Origin of the sequence: Streptomyces morookaense (genome assembly GCF_013030945.1) — a bacterium.
GTDB lineage: Bacteria > Actinomycetota > Actinomycetes > Streptomycetales > Streptomycetaceae > Streptomyces > Streptomyces morookaensis.
In genome coordinates this window covers 1-23,361 of the sequence record NZ_JABBXF010000088.1, presented here as the reverse complement: position 1 = coordinate 23,361, position 23,361 = coordinate 1, and the positions used below count along the sequence as shown (strand labels likewise).

General features: G+C 70.8%; 20 protein-coding genes and 1 pseudogene. 10 read left to right on the top strand and 11 right to left on the bottom strand.

What is annotated here, in order from left to right:
- Positions 1–29: 29 nt before the first annotated feature.
- Both polX and HG542_RS28905 read right to left on the bottom strand, forming a co-directional pair.
- Positions 30–1,754: a DNA polymerase/3'-5' exonuclease PolX gene (gene polX, locus HG542_RS28910; RefSeq protein WP_171086559.1), complete on the bottom strand. Its 1,725-nt coding sequence runs from the start codon at positions 1,752–1,754 to the stop codon at positions 30–32.
- 32 nt (positions 1,755–1,786) lie between these two features.
- On the bottom strand, positions 1,787–3,655 hold the full coding sequence (locus HG542_RS28905) for a CASTOR/POLLUX-related putative ion channel (protein WP_229922475.1): 1,869 nt from the start codon (positions 3,653–3,655) through the stop codon (positions 1,787–1,789).
- A gap of 95 nt (positions 3,656–3,750) precedes the next feature.
- On the opposite strand from HG542_RS28905, the gene HG542_RS28900 reads away from it, so the two are divergent.
- Positions 3,751–4,725: an AEC family transporter gene (locus HG542_RS28900; RefSeq protein ID WP_171086554.1), complete on the top strand. Its 975-nt coding sequence runs from the start codon at positions 3,751–3,753 to the stop codon at positions 4,723–4,725.
- Here the strand turns inward: HG542_RS28900 and HG542_RS28895 are convergent.
- Positions 4,706–5,314, bottom strand: coding sequence for a TMEM175 family protein (locus HG542_RS28895; RefSeq protein ID WP_171086552.1), 609 nt, complete (start codon positions 5,312–5,314; stop codon positions 4,706–4,708). The two genes, HG542_RS28900 and HG542_RS28895, sit on opposite strands and share 20 nt — an antisense overlap.
- A gap of 91 nt (positions 5,315–5,405) precedes the next feature.
- Positions 5,406–5,672 (bottom strand): GlsB/YeaQ/YmgE family stress response membrane protein, encoded by a 267-nt coding sequence (locus HG542_RS28890; protein WP_171086550.1) that lies wholly within the window; start codon positions 5,670–5,672, stop codon positions 5,406–5,408.
- 121 nt (positions 5,673–5,793) lie between these two features.
- Here HG542_RS28890 and HG542_RS28885 point away from each other — a divergent pair, with 121 nt between their 5' ends.
- The gene (locus HG542_RS28885; protein ID WP_171086548.1) at positions 5,794–6,033 is read left to right on the top strand and encodes a hypothetical protein; all 240 of its coding nucleotides are present in this window, start codon (positions 5,794–5,796) and stop codon (positions 6,031–6,033) included.
- On the opposite strand, the gene HG542_RS28880 is transcribed toward HG542_RS28885, so the two are convergent.
- The 3 genes from HG542_RS28880 to HG542_RS28870 form a co-directional block, all read right to left on the bottom strand.
- On the bottom strand, positions 6,023–7,282 hold the full coding sequence (locus HG542_RS28880) for a cytochrome P450 family protein (protein WP_171086546.1): 1,260 nt from the start codon (positions 7,280–7,282) through the stop codon (positions 6,023–6,025). The genes HG542_RS28885 and HG542_RS28880 overlap by 11 nt on opposite strands.
- Before the next feature lie 187 nt (positions 7,283–7,469).
- Positions 7,470–9,710, bottom strand: coding sequence for a glycosyl hydrolase (locus HG542_RS28875; RefSeq protein ID WP_218039087.1), 2,241 nt, complete (start codon positions 9,708–9,710; stop codon positions 7,470–7,472).
- 69 nt (positions 9,711–9,779) lie between these two features.
- A complete protein-coding gene (locus HG542_RS28870; protein ID WP_171086544.1) occupies positions 9,780–11,522 on the bottom strand; it encodes a pyruvate dehydrogenase in 1,743 nt (580 codons plus the stop codon).
- A gap of 228 nt (positions 11,523–11,750) precedes the next feature.
- Between HG542_RS28870 and HG542_RS28865 the strand changes: the two genes are divergently transcribed.
- Both HG542_RS28865 and HG542_RS28860 read left to right on the top strand, forming a co-directional pair.
- Positions 11,751–12,761 (top strand): alpha/beta hydrolase, encoded by a 1,011-nt coding sequence (locus HG542_RS28865; RefSeq protein ID WP_227722610.1) that lies wholly within the window; start codon positions 11,751–11,753, stop codon positions 12,759–12,761.
- Between the two features lie 64 nt (positions 12,762–12,825).
- A complete protein-coding gene (locus HG542_RS28860) occupies positions 12,826–13,482 on the top strand; it encodes an NADPH-dependent FMN reductase (protein ID WP_171086541.1) in 657 nt (218 codons plus the stop codon).
- 79 nt (positions 13,483–13,561) lie between these two features.
- Here HG542_RS28860 and HG542_RS28855 read toward each other — a convergent pair whose 3' ends face one another.
- The 3 genes from HG542_RS28855 to HG542_RS28845 all read right to left on the bottom strand — a co-directional run bounded on the left by HG542_RS28855 (position 13,562) and on the right by HG542_RS28845 (position 15,854).
- Positions 13,562–13,978, bottom strand: coding sequence for a hypothetical protein (locus tag HG542_RS28855; RefSeq protein WP_171086538.1), 417 nt, complete (start codon positions 13,976–13,978; stop codon positions 13,562–13,564).
- An 85-nt stretch (positions 13,979–14,063) separates the two neighbouring features.
- The gene (locus HG542_RS28850) at positions 14,064–15,119 is read right to left on the bottom strand and encodes a hypothetical protein (protein ID WP_171086536.1); all 1,056 of its coding nucleotides are present in this window, start codon (positions 15,117–15,119) and stop codon (positions 14,064–14,066) included.
- Positions 15,120–15,257: 138 nt separating this feature from the next.
- Positions 15,258–15,854, bottom strand: coding sequence for an RICIN domain-containing protein (locus HG542_RS28845; RefSeq protein ID WP_171086535.1), 597 nt, complete (start codon positions 15,852–15,854; stop codon positions 15,258–15,260).
- Between the two features lie 318 nt (positions 15,855–16,172).
- Between HG542_RS28845 and HG542_RS28840 the strand changes: the two genes are divergently transcribed.
- Positions 16,173–17,552 (top strand): cytochrome P450, encoded by a 1,380-nt coding sequence (locus HG542_RS28840; protein WP_171086532.1) that lies wholly within the window; start codon positions 16,173–16,175, stop codon positions 17,550–17,552.
- Here HG542_RS28840 and HG542_RS28835 read toward each other — a convergent pair.
- On the bottom strand, positions 17,549–19,087 hold the full coding sequence (locus tag HG542_RS28835; RefSeq protein ID WP_171086526.1) for a trypsin-like peptidase domain-containing protein: 1,539 nt from the start codon (positions 19,085–19,087) through the stop codon (positions 17,549–17,551). The two genes, HG542_RS28840 and HG542_RS28835, sit on opposite strands and share 4 nt — an antisense overlap.
- Before the next feature lie 247 nt (positions 19,088–19,334).
- On the opposite strand from HG542_RS28835, the gene HG542_RS28830 reads away from it, so the two are divergent.
- From HG542_RS28830 to HG542_RS28810, 5 genes and pseudogenes are all read left to right on the top strand, one after another.
- Positions 19,335–19,865 (top strand): SRPBCC family protein, encoded by a 531-nt coding sequence (locus tag HG542_RS28830; protein WP_171086524.1) that lies wholly within the window; start codon positions 19,335–19,337, stop codon positions 19,863–19,865.
- Between the two features lie 585 nt (positions 19,866–20,450).
- Positions 20,451–21,125, top strand: a complete 675-nt coding sequence (locus HG542_RS28825) for a Tellurium resistance (protein WP_435861222.1) — start codon at positions 20,451–20,453, stop codon at positions 21,123–21,125.
- A 69-nt stretch (positions 21,126–21,194) separates the two neighbouring features.
- Entirely contained in the window at positions 21,195–22,511 is a 1,317-nt protein-coding gene (locus HG542_RS28820; protein WP_171086520.1) for an NRAMP family divalent metal transporter, read from the top strand.
- 61 nt (positions 22,512–22,572) lie between these two features.
- Positions 22,573–22,893: a hypothetical protein gene (locus tag HG542_RS28815; protein ID WP_171086518.1), complete on the top strand. Its 321-nt coding sequence runs from the start codon at positions 22,573–22,575 to the stop codon at positions 22,891–22,893.
- 129 nt (positions 22,894–23,022) lie between these two features.
- Positions 23,023–23,361 (top strand): annotated as a pseudogene (locus HG542_RS28810) (hypothetical protein); the annotation flags it as partial.

Here is a 23,361-nt window from a genome sequence, read left to right as displayed (position 1 = left end):
GGCCTGAAGGGTGAATTCCTGGTCAATGATCATGTACGCGGCCCGGCCAGGAAGCGCCGGAGCCGCTGCAGGGGCCAGGTGTTGATCACATCGTCCTTCGTCAGCCAGCCCCGCTGCGCCGTGCCCACCCCATAGCGCATATAGGGCAGATGCGTCACCGAATGGGCATCCGTGCTCACGGCGAACTTCACGCCGTACCGCTTGGCGCGCAGGATGTCCTCGTCGCACAGGTCCAGCCGCTGGGGATGGGAGTTGATCTCCAGTGCCGTGCCGGTGCGGGCGCAGGCCGCGAAGACCTCGTCGAAGTCGGCGTCGATGCCGGGGCGTTTGCCGATCTGCCGGGCCGTGGGGTGGCCGATGATCGCCACGTGGGGGTTCTCGCAGGCACGGATCAGCCGACGGGTCAGTTCGTCCCGGGTCTGGTTGAAGTGGGAGTGGACGGAGGCCACGCACAGGTCGAAGCCGGCCAGGAAGTCGTCCGGCCAGTCCAGGTCGCCCTCCGGCCCGATGTTGAGTTCCGTGCCGTGCAGCAGCCGCATCTTCCGGTGCTTGCCGTCCAGTGCCCGCACCTGTTCCCGCTGGGCCAGGATCTTCTGGTCCGTCATGCGTTGCATGTACAGGTTCGGCGCGTGGTCGGTGACGGCGTAGTACGCGTACCCGCGGGCGGCGGCCGCCGTGATCATGTCCTCCAGGGGCGCGAGCCCGTCGGTGAGGTCGGTGTGCGTGTGGAGGTCCCCCCGGACGTCCTCCTCCTGGATCACCTCGGGCAGCTCGCCCTTCAGGGCTGCGGCGATCTCGCCGCGGTCCTCCCTCAGCGTCGGCGGAATCCACGGGAGACCCAGCTTCGCGTAGATCTCCTCCTCGGTCGCGGACACCGCCTTCCGGCCGCTCTTGGCATGGAAGAGCCCGTACTCGGAGAGCTTGTAGCCCTGCCGGATAGCCATCTCCCGGATGCGGATGTTGTGGGCCTTCGAGCCCGTGAAATACAGCAGACCGCCGCCCCAGGCGTCCGGCGGCAGCACCCGCAGGTCGACCTGGAGGCCCTTGGTGGTGCGGATGGACGTCTTCTTCCGGCCGCTCGCGACGACCTCCGCGGCGTACGGGAGACTGCTGAACGCCTCCATGAAGGGGCCGGACGCATCGGCGGCCACCAGCACGTCGATGTCCCCGATGGTCTCCTGCATCCGCCGCAGCGACCCCGCGTACGCGCACCCCTCGCACCCCTCCACCTGCGACAGGTCCGCGACCACCTGGTCCGCGACGTCCATGGCGGCGCTGATCAGGATCCGCTTGCCGGCCTTCTGCATCAGCGCGATGCCGTGCAGGATGTTCGCCTCGGTCTTCTCCCCGAACCCCTTCAGATCGCGCAGCCGTTGCTCGTGGACGGCGTCGAGCAGCTGCTCCACGGAGGAGACCTGGAGCTCCTCGTAGAGGGTCATCGCCTTCCTGGGCCCGAGCGTCGGGATGGTGAGCAGCGCCCGGACCCCGGCCGGAATCGACGCCCGGGTCTCCTCCAGGGCCGTGACCCGGCCCGTGCTCAGGTACTCCACGACCTTCTCGGCGATCGACTTGCCGACGTTGGGGATCTCCTGCAGGCCCTTGACGTCGAGCGTGGAGACGTCCGTCGGGTGGCCACCGATGGACCGGGCGGCCTTCTCGTAGGCGCGCGCCTTGAAGGCGTCGCCGCCGGAGATCGCGACGAGATCCGCGTACTCCTGCAGCAGCGCCTCGACCTCCTCGTTGGGCCGGCCCATACGTTCAGCGTGCCACCGGCCCCCGGGTCCGGCTACTCCTGACCGGCGAGGACGACCAGCTGGTCGTGCTCGTGCAGGGTGAGCGGCGCGGCCTTCGGCGGGTTGAGGCGGATGCCGTAGGAGGGCGGTACGTCGCGGTCGCGGCCGAGCCGGTAGCCGATGGCGGTCTCCCCGCGCCGCCGGGCCGCCTCGACGGCGGTGGCGAAGGTGGCCGGGGCACCCGGCCGGAGATAGTCGCCGGCCGGCTTGAGGTAGATCTCCGCCCCCTCGGGGTCGAAGAGCGCACTGATGAGGGCGTACACGTCGACGTCCTCGGAGAGCTGGGTCAGCAGCAGGCTGACCAGCTTGGTGCTGACGATGAAGTCGTCGGCCTTGGTGACCTGGGCCACCTCGCGGTTGTTGTCGTGGTTCATCTCCGAGACGATCGAGTACGGGTCGCCCAGGCCGACTTCGATGTCCCGCAGGTGGAGCAGCGTCACCAGGGTGCGGTTGTCGGCGTGTTCGGGGTCGGTGGCATCGTCCGAGAGCACGATGATGTGCTGGTAGCCGCCGGGGCCCAGGTCCTCCAGCGGCTGCCGGCCGGTGGGTTGGCAGGGCTTGTGTCCGACGGTGAGGTTCACGGTCGCGATGTCCCCGAGCCCGGCGGGGCGGGCGGGCGAGGCGACGTCGAGGACGGAACCGGGCAGGGCGAAGCGGTCCAGCATTTCGATGACCTTCGCGGCGCGGGCGTTCCAGCCGATCAGCAGCGTCCGGCCGGGCTTCGGCGGCCGCCTGGAGGGCTCGACGACGGCCGGCTCGACGACCGGGGGAGCGGAGTGGGCGAGCTTGATGAGCGCGTCGTCCTCGGCCACCACGACGACCCTGTCGTCCGCGGCGATGACCGTGTCCATCGGCGGGTTGACCAGTATCCGGCCGTCGCCGCGGTGCAGGCCCACGGGGACGCCCAGTTGGTAGCGGTTCAGTGCGTCGCCGTAGGTCGTGCCGGTGAGCGTGGGAGCGCGGTGGATGTAGAACTCGTTGCCGTAGAAGCTCAGCAGCTCGTTCCACACCGTCGACAGCCCCGTCTGCCGGTGCGACTGCACCACCAGGCGCACGGCGAGGTCGTCGGCGTCGATGACCAGGCCGCTCGGACCCGCGGCGAGCCGGGCGGCCGCCAGGTTCCCCGAGTCCTGCACCGCGGCCACCACGGGCGGACGGGCCTTGGCCCAGGGCCTGTTGTTGAGCACCAGCAGTATCTTGATGACCGTCGTGTCGCTGTCCGGCCCGAAAGCAGGCAGGACCATGACGGACTTGGCGGTGTCCGGACTGACCAGCTCCAGGTCGTCCTGCTTGAGCGGATTGCCGGACCGGCAGATCACCTTGGTGCGGCCCGTGTCGGGGACGCGCATCCGGATCTGCTCCTCCATGTCGACCTTGTCGCGGTCCGCCAGGACGGCCACGCACGAGCGGCGCTCGCTCTGGTTGGCCTCGACGAGTTCCTCGACCACCGTGAAGATCTGCTCCGACCAGCCCAGCACGACCGTGTGCCCGCGCTCCAGAAGCCGTGAACGGCCCTTGCGCAGCTGCTGGATCCGATGGTCCAGGCCCGTGGTCAGCACACCGATGAGGGCACTGACGATGAAGATGCCGCCCACCGTCACCAGCAGCATCAGCCCCAGGAACACCGGGGTTCCGGTGTCGCTGCCCATGGTGCCGGGGTCCAGGGCGCGCAGCAGGCTCATCCAGGCCACGCCCAGCCAGCCGCCGTTGCGCTCGGTGTCCGTGTCGGTGAACAGCACGACGAGCGTGGCGGTGACGGCGATCAGCACCACGGAGGCGAGCGCCAGCCAGCCGATCAGGGCCGGTGTGCCGCGGTCCATCGTGCTGTCGAACCAGTACCGCAGCCGGTCCCGCCGTTTCACATGCATCTCCCCCTGTCGTCCGGTGCAAGGGGGGAGATCTACCCGTGCCGGACCGCGCAGTTGCACACGGCTTTCGTGGATTCGGTAAAGCATGCATGCAACTGTGGGCAGTGGATCATGGACGTCGGGCGAATGGGCGGGGTGTTGTGCAATCGGTCATATCGGGTTTCATACCCATCTGGGCCGTGACGGCGGCGGGTTGGGGAGCAGGACGCACCGGAGTCCTCGGCCCCCGGGCCCAGCCCGTGCTCGCCCGCTTCGCCTTCACCTGCGCGATGCCGGCGCTGCTGTTCCTCACCCTCTCGCAGGCACCTCTGCACAAGGTCGCGGACCCCGGGGTCGCCGTCTTCGCGCTCAGCCTGCTGCTGGTGTTCGCGGCAGCACTGCTGCTCTGCCGGCTGCTCTGGCCGATGCGCCCGGCCGACCGGGCCGTGAACGCCATGGCCGCGTCCTACGTCAACTCGGCCAACCTCGGTATCCCCGTGGCGCTCGGAGTGCTGGGGGACACCTCGTTCATCGCCGCCGCGGCCGTCTTCCAGATGCTGGTCGTCACACCACTGATCATGGTGATCATCGAACTCGACGCCCATCGGAGCGCACCGGGCCGCCGGCGGCGCCTGCTCCAACTGCCGCTGCGCAACCCGGTCATCGGGTCCGCCGCGGCAGGCGTGGCCGTCTCCGCGGCGGGCTGGCGGCTGCCCGGAGTCGTCGTCCAGCCGCTGCACATGATCGGCGGCGCCGGAGTGCCCACTGCACTGTTCGCACTCGGCATGTCCCTCAACACCCGGCTGGTGCCGGACATCAAGGGTCTCGCCGAGCGCCTCGTCCTCGTCGCCCTGAAGGTCGCCGTACAGCCCGCAGCCGCCTACGCACTCGGCCGCTGGGCCTTCGGCCTGGACCGGCACGCACTGCTGGCCGTCACCCTGTGCGCCGGCCTGCCGACGGCGCAGAACGCGTTCGTCTACGCCGCCGAGTACCGGCTGCGCACCGACGTGGCCAGGGACGCCGTCGTGTGGTCGACACTGCTGTCGTTCGGCACGCTGTCGCTCATCACGTGGCTGCTCGCCTGAAGCGGGGCCGTGCACGCACGAGGAAGGCCAGCCACAGCCAGTACTTGGCAAGGGTGGGTGAAGCGAAGGCCAGCAGAACCGATGTGGCGAACACGGTGGCCAGCGTGGCGCTGACGAACACGGTCTGCTTCACCTGCTGTTGCGTCACTGCGGGTGCGCGCAGCGGCCCCGGGGCCAGCAGGCGCAGGGACATGACGGTCAACAGGGTGGAGGCCGTCGCGAGGGTGCCGCTGTAGACGGCTGTGGCGGCGACAGTTTGGCCGTACTCGCTGATCAGCCGGGTCGGGAACGGCAGCGCGGCGATGACGGCCAGCAGGCCGAGCTCCAGGTGCACCATGGTGCGGTCGAGCGCGGCGACCATGCCGAACAGCCTGTGGTGCGCGAGCCACAGCAGGCTGATCACGATGAACGTGAGCAGATAGGCATACACCTTTGTCAGCAGTTCGTGCAGGGCGTGACCGAGCTCCACCGCAGGGAGGCCGTCGGGCACATGGAGTTCGAGTGCCAGCAGGGTGATGGCGATGGCGATCACCGCGTCGGCGAACGCCAGTAGCCGGTCCACGTCGATCGCGTACTCTTCGCGCGCCACGCCCCCCAGGCTGGGGGACGCCGGGTGTGTTTTGCGTATGATCCGCCCGAAACCACGCGATCGGGTGAAGTGTGCGCGAACCGGGGGTCGCTCAGTCCCGTGAGTTCCCGAAGAGGAGCCGGTAGCCGATCAGCAGCACCAGCGAGCCGACGATCGCCGCACCCCAGGTGGGCGCGTCGAAGAAGTGCTTGGCGATGGGCTTGTGGAGGAACTTGGCGGACAGCCAGCCGCCGACGAACGCTCCCGCGATGCCGATGAGCGTGGTGCCGATGAAGCCGCCCGGGTCGCGGCCGGGAAGCAGGATCTTTGCGATCGCGCCTGCCAGCAGCCCCAGAATGATCCAGCCGAGGATGCCCATGGTGATGGTCCTGCCTTCTGTCGGTGCTACGTCTGTACTGTTCACGGACGCATGCCCGGCCCCTGGGGTTGCATGTACGGCGATTGCTCACTTGCGTAAGTGCTGAAGTACGGTGTCGATCATGACTCAGGACGGTGTGACGGTGTGGGAGACGGCGGTCCTCGACGGCGGGCCCGCCGACGGCCTGCGGATCCGGGTGGCGGACCGGCCCGGTGTCGTCCAGGTCACCCGGCCGTGCGCCGTCGAGAACCCGCCGGCCACCGGCCCCGCCGTGCAGGTCGCGGCGCTGTACGTCTACCGCCGCGACCTGCGGGTCACCGCCGAGCCGCTGCGCTACGGCTTCGACGCGGTCAGCCCCTGACCGCCCCGGCCGTGCGGACCGGCAGCGTGCGGTGGCCGTTGGAGATGAACGACTCCAGCGGCCGCAGCTCCTCCGCCGGCACCGCGAGCGCCAGGTCCGGGAACCGCTCGAAGAGCGCCGGCAGGGCGATCCGGGCCTCCAGCCGGGCCAGTTCCGCGCCCAGGCAGTAGTGCGTGCCGTGGCCGAAGGACAGGTGCTCGCGGCGGCCCGGCCGGACGATGTCGAAGCGGTCGGCGTCCGCGCCGTGCACGCCCGGGTCCCGCCCGATGGCGGCGAAGTTCACGACGATCATCTCGCCCCGGCGGATGGTCACGCCGGACTCCGGGAGGGGGATGTCCTCGACCGCGAAGCGCGGCAGGATGGTCGCCACCGGCGCCTGGTGCCGCAGCGTCTCCTCGATGACATCCGCCCAGCCGGCCCGCCCCTCGCGGACCAGGGCCAGCTGGCCGGGGTGGGTGAGCAGGTTGACGACCGCGTGGTCGAGGAGGTTGACGGTCGTCTCGTGCCCGGCACCGATGAGCAGCAACAGGCTGTCGAGAAGCTCCTGTTCGCTCAGCCGGGTGCCGGTCTCGTCGTCGCGCGCCTCGATGAGCACGCTCGTCACGTCGTCGCCCGGGGTCTCCCGCTTGACGGCGACGAGCTCGGTCAGCAGCCCGTACACCGCCTGCGCGTTGGCCACCGCCTCCTCCTCGGAGGCGCCGGTGTCGAAGAGGCTGCCGACCGCTGCACGGAAGGCGTCGTGCATCACATCGGGCACGCCGAGCAGGGTGTTGACGACGCGCAGCGGCAGCAGCCAGGCGAACCCGGCGCGCAGGTCGGTCACGCCCTCCTCGTCCGGGGCGAGCGCGTCCAGGAGTTCGGCGGTGATCTCCTCGATGGCCGGGGCGAGGGCCCGTACGCGGCGCGGTCCGAAAGCGGTGCCGATCAGGCGGCGCAACCGGGTGTGCTCGTCGCCGTAGGCGGTGAGCGCGTTGCGCACGTCCACCCAGATGCGCAGTGGCCACGTCTCGGGGATCTCGCCGTCGATGTAGGCGGGCCAGTGCCGGTGGGCGTCCTTGGAGACGCGGGCGTCGGTGAGCAGCTGCTTGGCGAGGGCGGGGTCGGTCACCGACCAGGCCTGTACACCACCGGGCAGCTCGACGCGCGCCGCGGGCCCGAGGGCGCGCAGCCGGGCCGCCTCGCCGTGGATGTCGGACGCGGCCGGGTCGAGGGCGAACGGGCAGGCGGTTGCGGTGTGCTGAGTGTTCATGTGCTCTCTTGCTGCGGGGGCGGGGACGGCGCCCCGGTCCGGCCGCGGTCGTGCCGGACGGCACTGCACTGCTGACGTACCGTCGATCTCCCTGGCCGGTCCGGCGCGACGGTCCCTTTTCTATCACCGGGGTGCGGCGGGGCGGTGTGAGCGAGATCTCCGGAAGATCATCTCCGTGGGGGTGGCGCTAGGGCGTGTCCGATGGGACGCGGATGGCATAGAAGCCGCGCCCGAAGGTGGCGGCCACCAGCCGGTGGGCGGCGTGGTCGTACGCGAGGCCCGACACGGGGACCAGCGGGAGGCCGGAGCCGAGGCGGTGCCAGCCGCGGACCGTGCGCATGAACACCCCTTGGTCGGTGGCCGCGTAGAGCCTGCCGTCGTCCCCGCTCAGCACGTCGTCGACCGGGGCCTGGGGCAGGTTCCCGGACAGGTCGGTCCAGGTGCGGCCGGCATCGGCGGTGTGCAGCAGGTGGGGCAGGGGCGAGCCGGAGCGGTAGCCGGAGAGTGCGACCCAGGCCCCTGCGGGGTTGCGGGGGTCGGCGGTCACGCGGGTCACCCACGGCTGCCCGTCGAGGACGTTGGACCAGTGCCGGCCCAGGTCGCGGGTCACCCAGAGGCGTCCGTCGTCGGTGCCCGCCCACACGGTGGCGCCGTCGCGTGCCGCCGCGACCGTGGTGATCGTGCCGTACGGGTAGGTGTCGCGGCCGGGGCCGCCGGTCAGGTCCGGGCTGATCGGCTCCCAGGTCGCCCCGCCGTCGGCCGAGCGGTTGAGTCGGTTGCCGCCGTAGTACAGGACGCGCGGGTCGACCGGGTCGAACTGCACCGGTGTGAACCAGTTGCGGCGGTCCGCGGTGGTGGCGGAGTCGAAGGACGTCATCGTCGCGCCGCCGTCGGTGGACCGGGCACAACTGCCGTACTGATAGCAGGCGTAGACGCGGTTCTTGTCGGTCGGGTCGATGAGGTTCTGCAGACCGTCGCCGCCGAAGTAGGTGTTGAACCGTGTGCCGCCCCAGGACCGCACCGAGCCGTTGTCCTGGGCACCGCCCGAGATCCTGCCGGGGTCCTGCGGCGTCGTGGCCACGCTGTAGAACTGCGTCCACGGCTCGTACACGGCCTTGCTCCAGCCGCCGTCCCCGCCGCCGTCCGAGCGGTAGACCCCGCCGTCGTTGCCGAGATAGACGCGGCCGGGGCGGCGCGGGTCCCAGACCATGGCGTGCTGGTCGGAGTGGACGGCGTCGTGGTCGTCCGTCCACGTGGCACCGCCGTCGGCCGAGGTCATCAGGCCGACCCCGGCCGCGTGCAGGTGCCGGGCGTCCCGCGGGTCGGCCCAGACCTTGCCGAACCACCACGAATAGCTGCTCTGCGACTGTTTGAGCCGTGCGTCGTCGGGCAGCCTCGACCAGCTGTCACCGGCGTCGGCGGAGGTGTAGAACCCGGCGAAGCCGCCCGCCGCGCCGCCCACGAGCGCGTACAGCCGGCCCGGCTCCGAGGCGGCGACGCCGAGCCCGATGCGGCCGGTGTCCGGGCCGGGCGCGGGCAGCCCGCCGCCCAGCCGCCTCCAGTGGGCCCCGGCGTCGTCGGAGCGGTAGACCCCCGAACCGGCACCGCCGTAGGTGCGTTTGTCGGGTTCGCGGCGGTGGTCCCACAGCACCGCGTAGACGCGCTGCGGTACGGCCGGGTCGAACTGCACGTCGACGGCGCCGGTGAACGGGCCCGGCACGTCGAGCACGCGCCGCCAGGAGGAGCCGGAGTCGGCGGACAGATACACGCCGCGGTCGCCGCCGGGGGAGTAGAGCGAGCCGGTTGCCGCGGCCAGGATCCGGTGCGGGGAGCGGGGGTCCACGGCGAGGGCACCGATCGTCCCGGAGTCGCGCAGGCCCGCCGGCCGCCAGGTGCGGCCGCGGTCGGCCGACCGGTAGACCCCGGTGCCCTCGTAAGTGACGCTCCCACCGCCCGGGTTGGGCTCTCCGGTGCCCGCGTACAGCATGCCGTCGGGGGAGGCCGCGACCGCGCCCATGGCCTGCGTGGCGCTGTCCGGCCAGGCGGGGCGGAAGGTGCGGCCCGCGTCGTCCGAGCGCCACAGCCCGCCGCTGGCGGCCGCTGCGTACAGGGTGTCCGCGCGCTGCGGGTCGAGGGCGAGGGAGACGACCCGCCCGCCGATGTTCGTCGGACCGAGCGGCTGCCAGCGGCCGGGGACGGCCGGCAGCGCGGCGGCCTCCGCCGCGGCCCGCTCGAAGGCGTGGCGGGGCAACGGCCTGCCGGGCAGCGCCTTCTGCAGGTAGCTGAACTCGGCGGGAGCGGCGGGGCCGCGCAGCGGTCCGCGGGCGGGGCCCGCGGCGACCGGGGCGGCGGGGGCCAGGAAGGCGGTGAGGGCCGCGAGCGTGACGGCGGCCGCGCGTGCTGTGGTCGACCTCGACAGGCGTATCACGAGGGGGCAGTGTGCAGCAACGGCCCTCGAATGACCAGTGGTTGAGGAAGATGAGCCAGTGGGCCCGGCTCACGGCCGGGGCACGTTGCGCAGGTTGGAGCGGGCCATCTGGAGCATGCGGCCGACCCCGCCGTCCAGGACGATCTTCCCCGCGGACACCGCGAACCCGCCCACCATCTCCGCCGTGATCTTCGGGGGGATGGACAGGGCGTTGGGATCCGTGACGACGTCCACGAGCGCCGGGCCCTTGTGCCGGAAGGCGTCACGGAGTGCGCTGCGCACCTGCTTGGGCTTCTCCACCCGCACGCCGAACGCGCCCGCCGCCCGGGCGATGGCGGCGAAGTCCGGGTTGTGGTTGGCGGTTCCGTGGGAGGGGAGGCCGCTCACCAGCATCTCCAGTTCGACCATGCCCAGCGAGGAGTTGTTGAACAGCACCACTTTGACCGGCAGGTCGTACTGGACGAGGGTGAGGAAGTCGCCCATCAGCATCGTGAACCCGCCGTCGCCGGACATCGAGACGACCTGGCGGCGGCGGTCGAGCAGCTGGGCGCCGATGGCCTGCGGGAGGGCGTTGGCCATCGAACCGTGCGTGAAGGAACCGATCACGCGGCGGCGGCCGTTGGGGGTGAGATAGCGGGCGGCCCATACGTTGTTCATGCCGGTGTCGACGGTGAACACGGCGTCGTCGTCGGCCTCTTCGTCCAGCACGGAGGCCACGTACTCGGGGTGGACCGGCGTGTGTTTCTCGACCTTGCGCGTGTAGGCCTTCATGACGCCTTCGAGGGCGTCGGCATGCTTCCTGAGCATCCGGTCGAGGAACTTCCGGTCCGTCTTGGGCCGGACCTGCGGCGTCAGGCAGCGCAGCGTCTCGCGCACGTCGCCCCACACGGCGAGGTCGAGCTTGACGCGCCGGCCCAGGTGCTCGGGCCGCACGTCGACCTGTGCGATCCGCACGTCGTGGGGGAGGAAGGCGTTGTACGGGAAGTCGGTGCCCAGCAGGAGCAGCAGGTCGCACTCGTGGGTGGCCTCGTAGGCCGCGCCGTATCCGAGCAGGCCGCTCATGCCCACGTCGTAGGGGTTGTCGTACTGGATCCACTCCTTGCCGCGCAGGGCGTGCCCGACGGGGGACTTCACGCGTTCCGCGAAGGCCATCACCTCGTCGTGGGCGCCCGCGGTGCCGCTGCCGCAGAAGAGGGTCACCTTGTCCGCCTCGTCGACCATGCGGGCCAGGGCGGCGATCTCCGCGTCGCCGGGCCGTACCGAGGGGCGGCTGGTGACCAGCGCGTGCTCGGCGGTGCGTTCGGGGGCCTGCTCGGCGGCGATGTCGCCGGGCAGCGCGATGACGCTCACGCCGCCCTGACCGACCGCGTGCTGGATGCCGGTCTGCAGCACCCGGGGCATCTGGCGCGGGCTGGAGACGAGTTCGCTGTAGTGGCTGCACTCCTGGAAGAGCCGGTCGGGGTGCGTCTCCTGGAAGAACCCGGTGCCGATCTCGCTGCTGGGGATGTGCGAGGCGAGCGCGAGGACCGGGGCCATCGAACGGTGCGCGTCGTACAGCCCGTTGATCAGATGCAGGTTGCCCGGGCCGCACGAGCCCGCGCACGCGGCGAGCGTGCCGGTCAGCTGGGCCTCGGCGCCCGCGGCGAAGGCGGCGGTCTCCTCGTGGCGGACCTGGACCCACTCGATGCCGCGGTGCCGGCGCACGGCGTCGACGACGGGGTTGAGGCTGTCGCCGACCACCCCGTAGAGCCGCTGCACCCCGGCGCGTACCAGGATGTCCACGAACTGTTCGGCGACCGTCTGCTTCGCCATGTGCGCACCTGCCCTCCGTGGCCGTCTCCTTCCCCCATCAACCCATGGAACGCGCTGCCGTGCCATCGGCCCGCGGGGCGTCCGGCCGTCACCCGGACGGCCCATCCCCCTGCGCATCGCAGGGGGCCGGAGGCGAGAATTCCCTTGGAGATTGCGATGTCCTATTCACCCGGCAGCACTCACCGATCGAAGGCGCGTGATCGAATATCACGCGTCAAGAAGTGGTGCGTGGTGCTGGCCTCCCTGGTGGTTCTCGGGCTCATAGCCTGGCCGGTGCTCGACCACTTCGGTGTGTTCTCGGACAAGGGCGAATCCATCCGGTTCAACAGGAAGCCCGGCGGCGGGCAGGCCACGCAGGCCGGTGACACCCGGACGCTGATGCCCACCGGGCCCGAGGCGGACTTCCGGGTCGAGAGCACTCTGGACGACGGCACGAAGATCGCCGTGACGACCCTGCACGGCGCCAAGTCGGGCTTCACCGGCCCGGTGTGGGTGTGGGCCCCCAAGCAGTACGACGACCCGGCGTACGCGAAGAGCGGCTTCCCCGTGATGATCGCCCTGCCCGGGGGCGCGGGGTTCCCGAAGAACTACTGGATGGGCACCGATCTGCATCTGCAGTCGTCCATCACCGCCTGGGCGGAGGAAGGCAAGAGCCTTCCGTTCCTCGTGGTCATGCCCGTGCTGAACCCGGTCCCCGAGAGCAAGGGCGTGTACTACGACGCCAGCGACATCCCCGGCCAGCCGAAAATGGGCACCTGGCTCACCGAGGACGTCCCCGACCTGGTCAAGGCCAACTTCCGTACGCTGAAGGCCCGTGACGGCTGGTGCTTCATGGGCTCGTCCACCGGCGGTTTCGCGGGGCTGAAGTCCGTGCTGCAGAAGCCGGACAAGTTCAAGGCCGTCATCGCCTCCGGCCCGGACATCGTGCCCGACTCCCGGCTGTGGGCCGGCCACGAGCAGGAGCGGCAGCAGAACAATCCGCAGGTGCTGGCGCAGGACCTGATCGCCCGCGGCGGGCCGGACGTCTACATCGCCTTCCAGGTCGGTACGAAGGAGAAGAAGGCGATGGCGGACGTGAAGCAGTTCATCGCCACCTACGGCAACAGGGGCCCCGTCCACACCATGCTGCGCGAGATACCCAACGGCTCGCACAACGCGCGGACATACGTGCCCAGCATGGGGGAGGGGCCCATCCAGTGGATCAGCGCGCACATGGAGGGACCGGTCCCACACGGGTGAGGGGCTCACCGGACCGGCGCCCGCCGGGTCGCCGTGCGCCCCCGGCGCCGCCATGATGGGCCTCATGGCCAACGATGCGGCACCCGTCCCGATCCGGGTCCTGGTCCTGAGCGCCTCCCTGCGCGCCGATTCCCTCAACACCCGCCTCGCCGCGCTCCTCGCGCGCCTCGTCGAGAACACGGGCGCCGTGGCCGATGCGGCCCGGCTGGCGGACTTCCCCATGCCGCTCTACGACGGCGACGTGGAGACGGCCGAGGGCATCCCGCCGGGGGCCAGGGCGCTGTGCGAACGGCTGGAAGCCTGCGACGCGTTCGTCATCTCCTCGCCGGAGTACAACGCCTCGGTGCCCGGGGTGCTGAAGAACGCCGTCGACTGGGTCTCCCGGGTCCGGCCGCAGCCGTTCAAGGACAAGCAGGCCCTGCTGGCCTCGGCCTCCCCGTCCATGGTCGGCGGCAACCGCGGGCTGTGGGCGCTGCGGGTCCCGCTGGAGCATCTCGGCACGCGGGTGTACCCCGACATGTTCAGCCTGGCCAAGGCGCACGAGACGCTCCAGGACGGGCAGTTGTCCGACAGCGGGCTGCAGGACCGGCTCGGCGAGACCGTGGCCTCGTTCCTGAGCCTGGTCGAGGCGGACACCCGGTATGTGTGCCTGCAGCGGCGCTGGTACGAGTTCCTCGGTGACCGGACGGATGCGCCGCTGACGCAGCGGGCCCAGGATTAGGGCGCCCTGCCCCTTGCGGTGCGCGTGGACGTCATACCGGGGGCGGATCACCAGCATCGCCAGCATCGCCTGCACCGAGTCAGTGGACGACCAGGGTCGCCCGCCACGTCTCGCCGCTCTCGCGGTGGCTGGTCAGCTGGACCTCCCCGGGTGTCTCCGGGGTGAACAGGCCGACGGTCGTGCTGACCGTGGGGGTCACCATCCCATTGTCGTGACGGGTGACGGCCGAACCGGGCTGCAGCGTGATCGGCTGCCAGTGTCGGTGCGCGTCCTTGGTGTGCGCGTCGAGGAACACGGCGATTTCCTGGCCGTGCGCCACGCAGATGCGCCCGCCGTTGTCCGCCTCGGTGATCGTTCCCGCGGTGCGGGGCAGCACGGCCTTGTCGGGGTTGTGGCACGGGGGCGTGGGGCTCGGCCGGGCGGTCTGCGTGGTGTGGCTGCCGCAGCCGGCGAGAAGGAGCAGGGCGAGGGCGGTGGCGGAAGCTCGAAGATGCATGCGGCGGCCCTTTCTGCGGTGGCTGCCGGTCGGCGGGCATGCGCCGGGTGGGCGGGCCATGTGGCCCGCCCACCCGGGTACCGGATCAGCCTTGATCGGTGGGCGAGTTGTAGTAGATGGCGCAACCGCCCTTGCCGTTGTTGAAGTTGTTGCTCCACAGCGGTTGGACGGCGAAGTTCGTGCCGCCGATGGACTTGATGGCGGAAACGCCGTTGTTCCAGATGCACTTGTCGCCGATCTCACCGCCGGTGGTGTCGTTGTCGGTGCTCCAGCCGCTCATGGGTTCCGGGTCGGTGAGTGTTTCGGCGTACTCGTGACCCCCGACGATGGTCACTCCCTCGGTGTCCCCGGCCACGCCGGTGGTTCCGGGATCGATCCAATTGGCGCCGCATTGGGCACCGGCGTCCGGCATGTAGGGGAAGTTGGTGTAGACGACGAGGGTGTTGCCGTCCGCCGACTCCTGCGACGAGTGCCATGAGCAGTACTTGTTCGGGAAATCCTGGGGTGTGACGCCGGTGGGTGTGTCGATGATGAACTGGTTGCCGTCGCCGCTCACACCGAAGTGCGCCGCCGCGTTGAAGGCTTCGTTCGCAATGTCATCGCTCGTCGGATTCGCCGGTACGGCCGCGCTGGTATCGGTCCAGGTTCCGGCGAGCAGTCCGCTGTCGAGGTGCTCGATATGCGTGGCGGAGTCGGGGCAGGAGGTCGCTCCGGTCGTGACCGGGGGTCCCCAGCAGTACTGCGTGTTCGTGGTGCTCCAGTTGTCGCCGGACCCCACGAGGTTGGTGAAGAACTTCTTCTGCAGGGCGACTTCGCCCTTGGGGTCGTTGAGAGACCCGTCCGCATTGGTCCACTGGGAGCCCCAGTACACGATGTACACCGCGGGTACGGCCTCCACCGGACCGCCGTGGTAGGTCATGAGGTCGGTATTCGCCGGAGCCTTCTTGCCCGCCCTGTTGCCGGTCTTGGACCGGGGCTTGGCGACGTGAGGCGTGGCTTTCTCGGGCGCGGGCGACGGATGCGATGCCGCGAATCCCGATGGTGGTGCCACGGCGAGACCGAGGATCACGACGAGGGCCGTGATGAGGGCCCTCAGGGAGAAATGCCGTGAGCGGCAGGCCGGAGGGTGGGTGGGGGACATGGTTTCCTCGCTTTTCCGGGCACGCCCGTTCTGCGCATGCACAGGACGGGGGTCCCAGGAATGGTGGATGCGGCAACGGGTCGCTGTTCGCGGGGCACCGGGGAATGGTTCACCCGGGGATCGGCGGCGACGCGGCCGTCAGGAGACGACGTTCCAGCGTTGAGTCGTCGAGTTCGCGTCGGGGGTGGTCTCCAGCACGCTGGACCCCGCCGAGGTACCGGCGCTGTCCAGTGCCTTGCCGTAGGCGGCGTCGGTGATGGTCAGCACCCCGGATGCCTCGCTCACCTTCCACTTCTGCCCGGCGAGACCGGAGGCGGGCGCCCGCAGGTCGACCGTTCCACCGTCGTGGCCGGTCAGTACGGCGGACGGCCTGCCGTTGCCGTAGACGCAGCGGTCGGAGACGGTCACGGTCCCGTCGGGGTTCTGGGTGAACATCCACAGTTGCTGGTTCTGGTAGTAGGGGTTGTTGGACCGCTTGTCGATGTCGAGGGTCGACACGCTGTCCGTGCAGGAACCCTCGGCCTGCAGCACCAGAGACGCCGAATTGTTGCTGAGGACATGGTACTTGCCGTCACCAATGACCGACGAAGGAGCCTTGGTGTTCGGATAGCCTTGCTTTCCTTGTGTGGTTGTCGCGGATGCCGATGCCGTGCCCTGGGAACACATCAGCGCCATTACGCAGAGGCTTGCGGCGATGGCAATCCCCAACTCTCCGGCGATTTTCCTGAGGTTCATGGCCGACCTCTTCTCTACGAACCCCCCTGTCGTTGCGGGGGTAAGCCCAGGAGAGCCGACAGCGTCAACCTCAAACAGAGGGCGTGCATGCAATTCACTCAAATGGGTGTGTCATAAATGAGATGACGCCTTAGTCGGTCGCACCCACGCGGCGGAGCCGCACAAGGTCACCGCCCCGCGCCCCTCAGGGACACCGCCGACCGTACGTCTGTGCCCGTATCACCCGATCCGCGTCTTTTGCCTGCGCCGTAGGCGCGCCACCATCAGGGGATCCACTGTCTGCCAGGGCGGCCGTGCCGCCGCCCGGAGGTTTCCCCTATGGCCGCCGCCGCGCCCGCCGTCCTTCCCCTCCGCCCCGTCGCCGGCCCGCGCGGACTGCCGCTGCTCGGCAACCTCCCCGCCTTCGGCCGGGACCCGCTGACCTTCCTCACCCGGCTGCGCGACGAATACGGCGACGGCGTGACCTGGTCGCTGGGGCCCCTGCGCAGCCTGTTCGTCTCGCACCCCGAGCACATCGGCGAACTGCTGGGAGCGGTGGAGCAGACCTTCGACATCCTCGACGTGGGCTGGGCGTTCCGGCGCGTCGCCGGACAGAGCGTCATCCTCAGCAAGGGCGCCGAGTGGCGCCGCAAACGCTCCCTGGTCCAGCCGACCGTCCGCCCCCGCCAGGTGCGCCTCTACGCGTCCACCATGGTCGACTGCGCACAGGCCGCCGCCGACCGCTGGCGCGACGGCCAACGCATCGATGTGCTCCGGGAGATGGCGCTGCTCACGCAACGCGTGGTGGTCCGGACCCTGTTCGGCAACGACATCGGCGACCAGAGCAGCGCGCTCGGCGACGCCATGATCGTGGCCCAGCACGAGGTCGGCGCCGAACTGCGCAGCATCAGCCTCTTCCTGCCCGGTTGGGTGCGCACCCGCGCGCGGCGCCGGGTGGACGCCGCCGTGACGACCATCGACGCGGAGGTCCACCGGCTGATCAGCGAGCGCCGGGCCGCCGGAGCGGCGGCCGAGGACCGCGACGACCTGCTGAGCCGGCTGCTGGCGGCACGGGACGAGGACGGGCGGCCGCTCTCCGCCCAGGAGGTGCGGGACGAGGCGGTCACGCTCTGGGCGGCCGGCCACGAGACCACGTCCACGGCCCTGACCTGGACCTGGTACCTGCTGGCCGGTGCCCCGCAGGTGCGGGCCCGGCTGGACGACGAACTGCGGCAGGCGCTCGGCGGGCGGCCGCCGGGCATCGACGACTACGAACGCCTGCCGTGGACCCAGCAGATCGTCAAGGAGTCGCTGCGGCTCTACCCGCCCGTCTGGCTGCACTCCGTCGTCGCCCGCAAGGGCGCCACCCTCGGCGGCCTGCCCGTCGCGGCCGGCACGAAGGTGTGGTGCAGCCAGTGGACCGCGCACCGCGACCCGCGCTGGTTCGCCGACTCCGGGGCCTTCCGCCCCGAGCGCTGGGACCCCGGCGCCTCCGAAGCGGTGCCCGCCCACGCCTGGTTCCCCTTCGGCGGAGGGCAGCGCACCTGCCTCGGGGCCCGGTTCGCCCAGGTCGAGGCCGCGTTGCTGCTCGCCACGCTCGCCCAGCGCTTCCACGTGGACGTCGACCCGGGCCCGGTACGGCCGAAGGCCGCCCTGCTGATCCAGCCGGACGGCCCCCTGCGGGCCACGCTGCGCGCGGTCACGTCACCGTTGGGCTAGGGGAGGTCGACGGCTTTCGGCGGCGTCGGGTTGTCCGCGTTGTCGTACCCGATGGCGCAGTACGTCCACGGTCCCTCGGAGACCTTCAACGAGGCGGGTACGCCCAGGAAGTAGCGGTAGGCGTCGGGGTCGGCACAGTGTGTCGTCGCCTTCGGGCCGTACTTGACCTTGTACGAGGTGATCTCGAACGGGGCGTAGACGGGGCGCACCCAGTACGTGCTGCTGCCCGATTCGTCGTCGAAGCGCTGGACGTCCACCTGGGGGGCCGCGGTCGGGGGCGTGTTGTCCACGCGCGCGTACGCGTACGACGGGTACGCGAAGGACTTCGCCCAGGCGGCGCCCTGCGCAGTGGCGTCCGGGCCGCCGGCGGCGCACAGCACGTACAAGTTGTCCTGCTTGGGCAGGAGTTCGGTGAAGTCGAGCCCCTTCGACGGCAGCTTCTGCGGGCGCGAGTAGCCCTCGCGCCGGGTGCAGTCGGTGACGCCGAACGGGCCGCTCTTGAAGGCGACGTACGCATGCCGCCTGCCGTCGAGCGGGGTGACGTGCGCGTCCCAGCGGGCCGGGCCCTGCGGCGTGGTGCTCTGCGTCTGCTGCCCGGACGAGGTCACCTCGGCCTGCTCGCCCCGGTCCAGCCGACAGCCCGGCCGGCCGAGTTGCAGGCGGGCCCCGTCCAGGCAGGAGGCGACGGCGTCGACCGGGGTGACGTAGACGGTGTCGTCCGCGGGCACGACCAGCCCCGAGGCGCTGCCCTCGCAGGGGCGGCCCAGGCCGCATCCGAGGTAGCCGGGGGTGGACACGGTGTTGAGCATGCCGACGATCTCCGTGCCGTCGGCGGTGGTGACGGCGCCGCCCGAGGAGCCGCCGCTGATGCCGCGGCAGTCGGTGCGCACGAAGTCCCGCCACAGCCAGGTGTATTCGTGCAGGGCCACCCCGGTGCCCGTGACCGCGCATTCGGACAGCCGCAGGAAGCGCTTCCCCTCCTCGACGCCGTCGCTGGGCGCGTGGGCGGCCTGCAGCCGCGCGCCCGGCGCGGGGCGGTGTGCGGCGGGCGTGCGGGGTGTCACGCCCAGCTTCGCCAGGTCGCCGTAGGTGGCGGAGAGGCGGAGCACCGAGACGTCGATGCCCTTCATCGTCGCGTAGACGACGCGGTCCACGGAGAACGTCTTCTGTTCCGCGGTGTTGTCGTGGAAGTACGCGGGCGTGAAGGTCCAGCCCTCGGGGGCGGCCCGGTCGGCGACGACCTCGTTGGTCTTCATGGTGTCGCTGACGCAGTGCCCATTGCTCAGGATCAGCGCCTGCTGTGCGGGGTCGGGCCGTGCGGAGGAGTGGATGACGGTGGCGGTACAGGTCGTGCCGTCGCCCCCGACGAGGCGTCCGGTGGACCGGAACTTCTTTCCGGCGGCGGAGCCGGAGTCCAGCAACGGGGCCTCCTGCACAGCCCGTTCGCGTCCAGGCTCGGCGGCGTGGGCCGGACTTCCCGCTGCGAGCCCGGCGACCACGATCCCGGCCGCGCCCGCGGCAAGGGCGCTGCGCACGCCTCTGCGTATGCCACTTCGTATGCCTGTCCGGTGGGGCACGGCGTCCCTCACGGCACTCTCCTTGATCGTCTGCGGATGGACGGGCCGACTGTGGCAGAGCCGTGTGGTCGGTTTCGACCGGTGGTGTCCGTTTTTGGTCAGCCGGGGGAGTGGAGTGACCGACGGGGTCGGCTCAAAAGCACCGCAGGCGTGCCGAGTAGGGTCCGTGATGACACGGTGTTGCTTGTGTGAAGGGGGAGATGGAATGCGTTATGCCGATGGCCCGCGTGCCGAGTGCGAGGTCCTCGTGGCGGCGGCCCCGCGCGTGGTGTGGGAGCTGGTGAGCGACATCGGCCTGCCGGCCCGGACGAGCCCCGAGCTGCAGCGGGTCGAATGGCTCGACGGGGCCTCGGGGCCCGTGGTGGGGGCGCGGTTCGCGGGGTTCAACAACCACCCGAAGATCGGTGACTGGCGGACCGTTTCACAGGTCGTGGAGTGCGACGAGGAGCGTGCCTTCGCCTGGGCGGTGATCGACGTCGACGGCCGGTTCGGTCATGCCGTCGACGATCCCGCGCAGGCGCTGGCCACGTGGCGGTTCACGCTGGAGCCGGAGGGTAACGGGACGCGGCTGCGGCACTCCGTGCGCGTCGGGCCGGGGTCGTCCGGGCTCAGCTCGATCATCGCGCGGATGCCGGAGAAGGAGGAGCAGTTGATCGCCGCCCGGCTGGCCGAACTGCGGACGGGGATCGAGGCCACGCTGAACGGTGTCAAGTCCCTGGCAGAGACGGGCCGTTGACGCCGGTCCGGCGCACCCGTGGCCGGAAGTGGCAGCGCGCGGGGTGCGGGCGGGCGCCGGTCGCCCGCACCCCGCGCCGCTGAATCACCTGCGTATGTGATTCCGGTGCATTGACAATTCCCTTGCTTTCACCGCGGATTGCTGCTGGAGCCGCCGCAAGGGAATGTCTATTCGATAAATCCCGTACTGTGCCGGTGAATTCGGATTCCCGTGTAAGCGGCGCCTTGCATGCGCTGCTGCGTATTCTTATACTCTCAGCTGTTCGCATGGTGGCCCCCTGTCACCGGGCGGTAATCAGCCGTTTTCGTCCCGACCGGTTCCCCGGTGATTTCCCGTACCGGCCCCGCCCTCCCTTGCCCTCCCTTTCCCGTCATGGACCGTCCCGCTCACCGTGTCCGTCCCCGATCTGCCGTCCGGAGGCCATTGCCGCACGGGCAGAAAGGACAGTGGAAGATGACCTGGGAATACTGGCGCAGGAGCAGGCCGGAATCCTCCGGCACGCCCCTGCCCGCGCCGTCGCCGGAGGCGGGCGGCGGAAGCCTGTGGAGCTATCTCGTCCGCAGCCACAGCAGTCCCCGCGCCGGCATGTTCGGCGACCAGATGCACAACCGGCTGACCAAGGGGCATCCGGTGGTCTCCCTCGCCGACCACGGCGCGACCGCCGGCACCCTGCGCGTGAACCTCACCTGGCAGACGCCGTCTGCCGACTTCCGCCCGGGGCGGGACAGTCTGCTGCCGCGCTGGTCCAAGCGCACCGGCCGGTGGGAGCAGCGGCAGGGCCCCGCCATGGTGACCGTCGACCTGGACCTGGCCTGCATGTACGAACTGGCCGACGGGCGGCGGGGCGTGGTGCAGCCGCTCGGCGACCTGTGCGGCGACCTGCACCACCCCCCGTACATCACGCTCGGCGACGACAACCGCTTCGGCGCCGCATCGGGGGAGACCCTCTACATCAACCTCGACAAGGCCGCCCACTTCCGACGCTTGCTGATCTTCGCCTACATCTACAGCGGTGCCCCCGCCTTCAGCCGCGTACACGCCGCCGTCAGCTTCCATCCCCCCAGCGGGCAGCGCCTCGTCGTCGAACTCCGCGAACAGGCCCAGCATGCCCGCTCCTGCGCCGTGGCGCTGATCGAGAACCGCAACGGGCAGCTGACCATGCGCCGCGAGGCCCGGTACGTCTACGGATACCAGGCCGACCTCGACCGGCTCTACGGATGGGGACTGCAGTGGTCCCGCGGGCGTAAAGCCGCGCAGTAGGACGCCGTAGAACGCAGCAGGACAAAGCCAACAGGCCCTCGTTTCCTCGCGGTTGGGAGAGAGCAGCCGATGTCGACCACGCCCGGATCGAGGACCAAGGCATCCTCCTTCCTGTCCGGCATACAGAACCGGAGTCCGCGCGCCCAGAAGAGCCGGGCCTGGCCCATCACCTGGCGCACCTATCTGCGCGCCGTCGGGCCCGGCCTGATAGCCGGCGCCTCCGACACCGACCCCACCACCGTCGCCACCCTCGCCGTCATCGGCGCCGGAACCGTCTACGGCATGGGCTGGTGCGTCCTGCTGCTCTTCCCGCTCATCGGCGTCATCCAGTCGATCGCCACCCGCGTCGGCGTGGCCGGGCGGCTCGACCTCCAGGAAGCCGTGTCGATGATGTACCGGCCGGCCGTCGGCCGGCTGCTCCTCGGGTCGATCCTGGCGGTCAACATCGTCACCATCGCCGCGGACCTGGAGGCCGGCTCCACCGCCCTGGGCCTGCTCACCGGCCAGGACTGGCGCTGGTTCGCCGCCCCGCTGTCCCTCGTGCTGCTCGCGGCGGTGATGCTGCTCGGCTACCACGTCCTCCAACGCGCCCTGAAATACCTGCTGCTCATCCTCCTCGCCTACGCCGCCGCCGCGGTCCTGGCACACCCCGACTGGGCCGCGGTGGCCCGCGGCAGCCTGATACCGCACGTGCACTGGAACAAGACCTTCCTCTTCGATCTGCTGTCCCTCATCGGCACCACCGCCACCAGCTACGTCTACGTGTGGCAGACCATCTCCCAGTCCGAGGAGAAGGTCCCCTGGCACTGGCACCGCGTGCGGCAGTTCGACGCCCTGGCCGGAAGCCTCTTCGCCACCGTGGTCTTCTGGTTCATCCTGATCGCCACCGGGGCCACCCTGGGCGTCCACGGCCTGAACGCCGACACCGCCCAGGAAGCGGCCCAGTCCCTGCGCCCGGTGGCCGGGGCCTGGGCCGGCGAGCTCTTCGGCCTCGGCCTGCTGGCCTCCGCCCTGGTCGCCCTGCCCGTCATCACGGCCACCACCGCCTACGTGACCGGCGCGCACCTCAACTGGCGGCGCGGGCTGTCCCTGCGCCCGCGCGAGGCCCCCAAGTTCTTCGCCGCGATGGCCGCGTCCGTCCTCGTCGGCCTCGCGGCCACCTATGCGGAGATCCCGCCCATCCGGCTCCTGTACTGGGCCGGTGTGGTCGGAGCCATCGGCACCCCCGTCGGCCTGGTCTTCCTGCTGCGGACCGCCTCGCACCGCGAGCTGATGGACGGGCACGCCATCGGCCCCCGGACGAAGGCCGCGGGCTGGGCCATCACCGTCCTGATCACCGCCGTCAGTGCGCTGGGCCTGTACCAGCTCGTCCTCACCGGCCCCTGACCACCGGCCGGCACCGTCAACAGGCCGCTCCGGCAGGCCGGATGCGAAAGGGGCACCACCCGTGCCGCAGGAAGAGACACCACCGGGGACGGACACCCCGCCGACGGGCATCGGCGCCGCCGTGTCCGACATCGTGGGCCTGTACGCCGCCCTCAGCGTGAGCGGGCACGGCGCCCGCAGGACACGGCTCCTCGCCGAACTCGCCCGCGCCGGACGGCGCCTGGCGGGCCTGGCGCTCGTCTGCTCGGACGGCGAGAAGGCCGCCCGGCGCAGCTCGCGCTGGCAGCGCAGGCGCGTCCTGGCGGCGCGCGGAGCCGCCTGGATCATCTCCTCCACCAACCGTGCGCGCCCCCACCCGGAAGAAGAATCCGCAGGTGAATGAGGTGGGCCCGGGACACACCGGGCCCACCCCACCGACGAGTTGCCCGTAGCCGCGCCATAGAGTCCTCCGACACGGAACACTTGGCATGGGAACAGCAGCGGGAAGAACACGCCGTCGGAGGGGGACCACATGCAGGGCTCGTTGACCGCGGTGCGAACGGACCACCGCAGGGACGTCGAGGAGCTGCTGGAGCGCGCCGTCGAGGAGGAGGTGCGCCGCTCGGGCGGCCGCACCGACGGCGAGGCGCTGCTGCGCCGGGGCCGCGCCGAGCTGGACTCCCTGGCCGCCGCGGCCGCGGAGGAGTACGCCGCCTACACCCGCGCCCTGGACGAGGAGGCCACCTCCGTGCGGCCGTTGGGCTCCCGCCTCTCGCGCGCCTCGCTCGGCACCCCGGCCCTGGCCACCGCCGCGGCGGCGATCGCCGCCTGCGCGGCGGACCTCGGCCTCGGGACCTCCGGCGGCACCGCG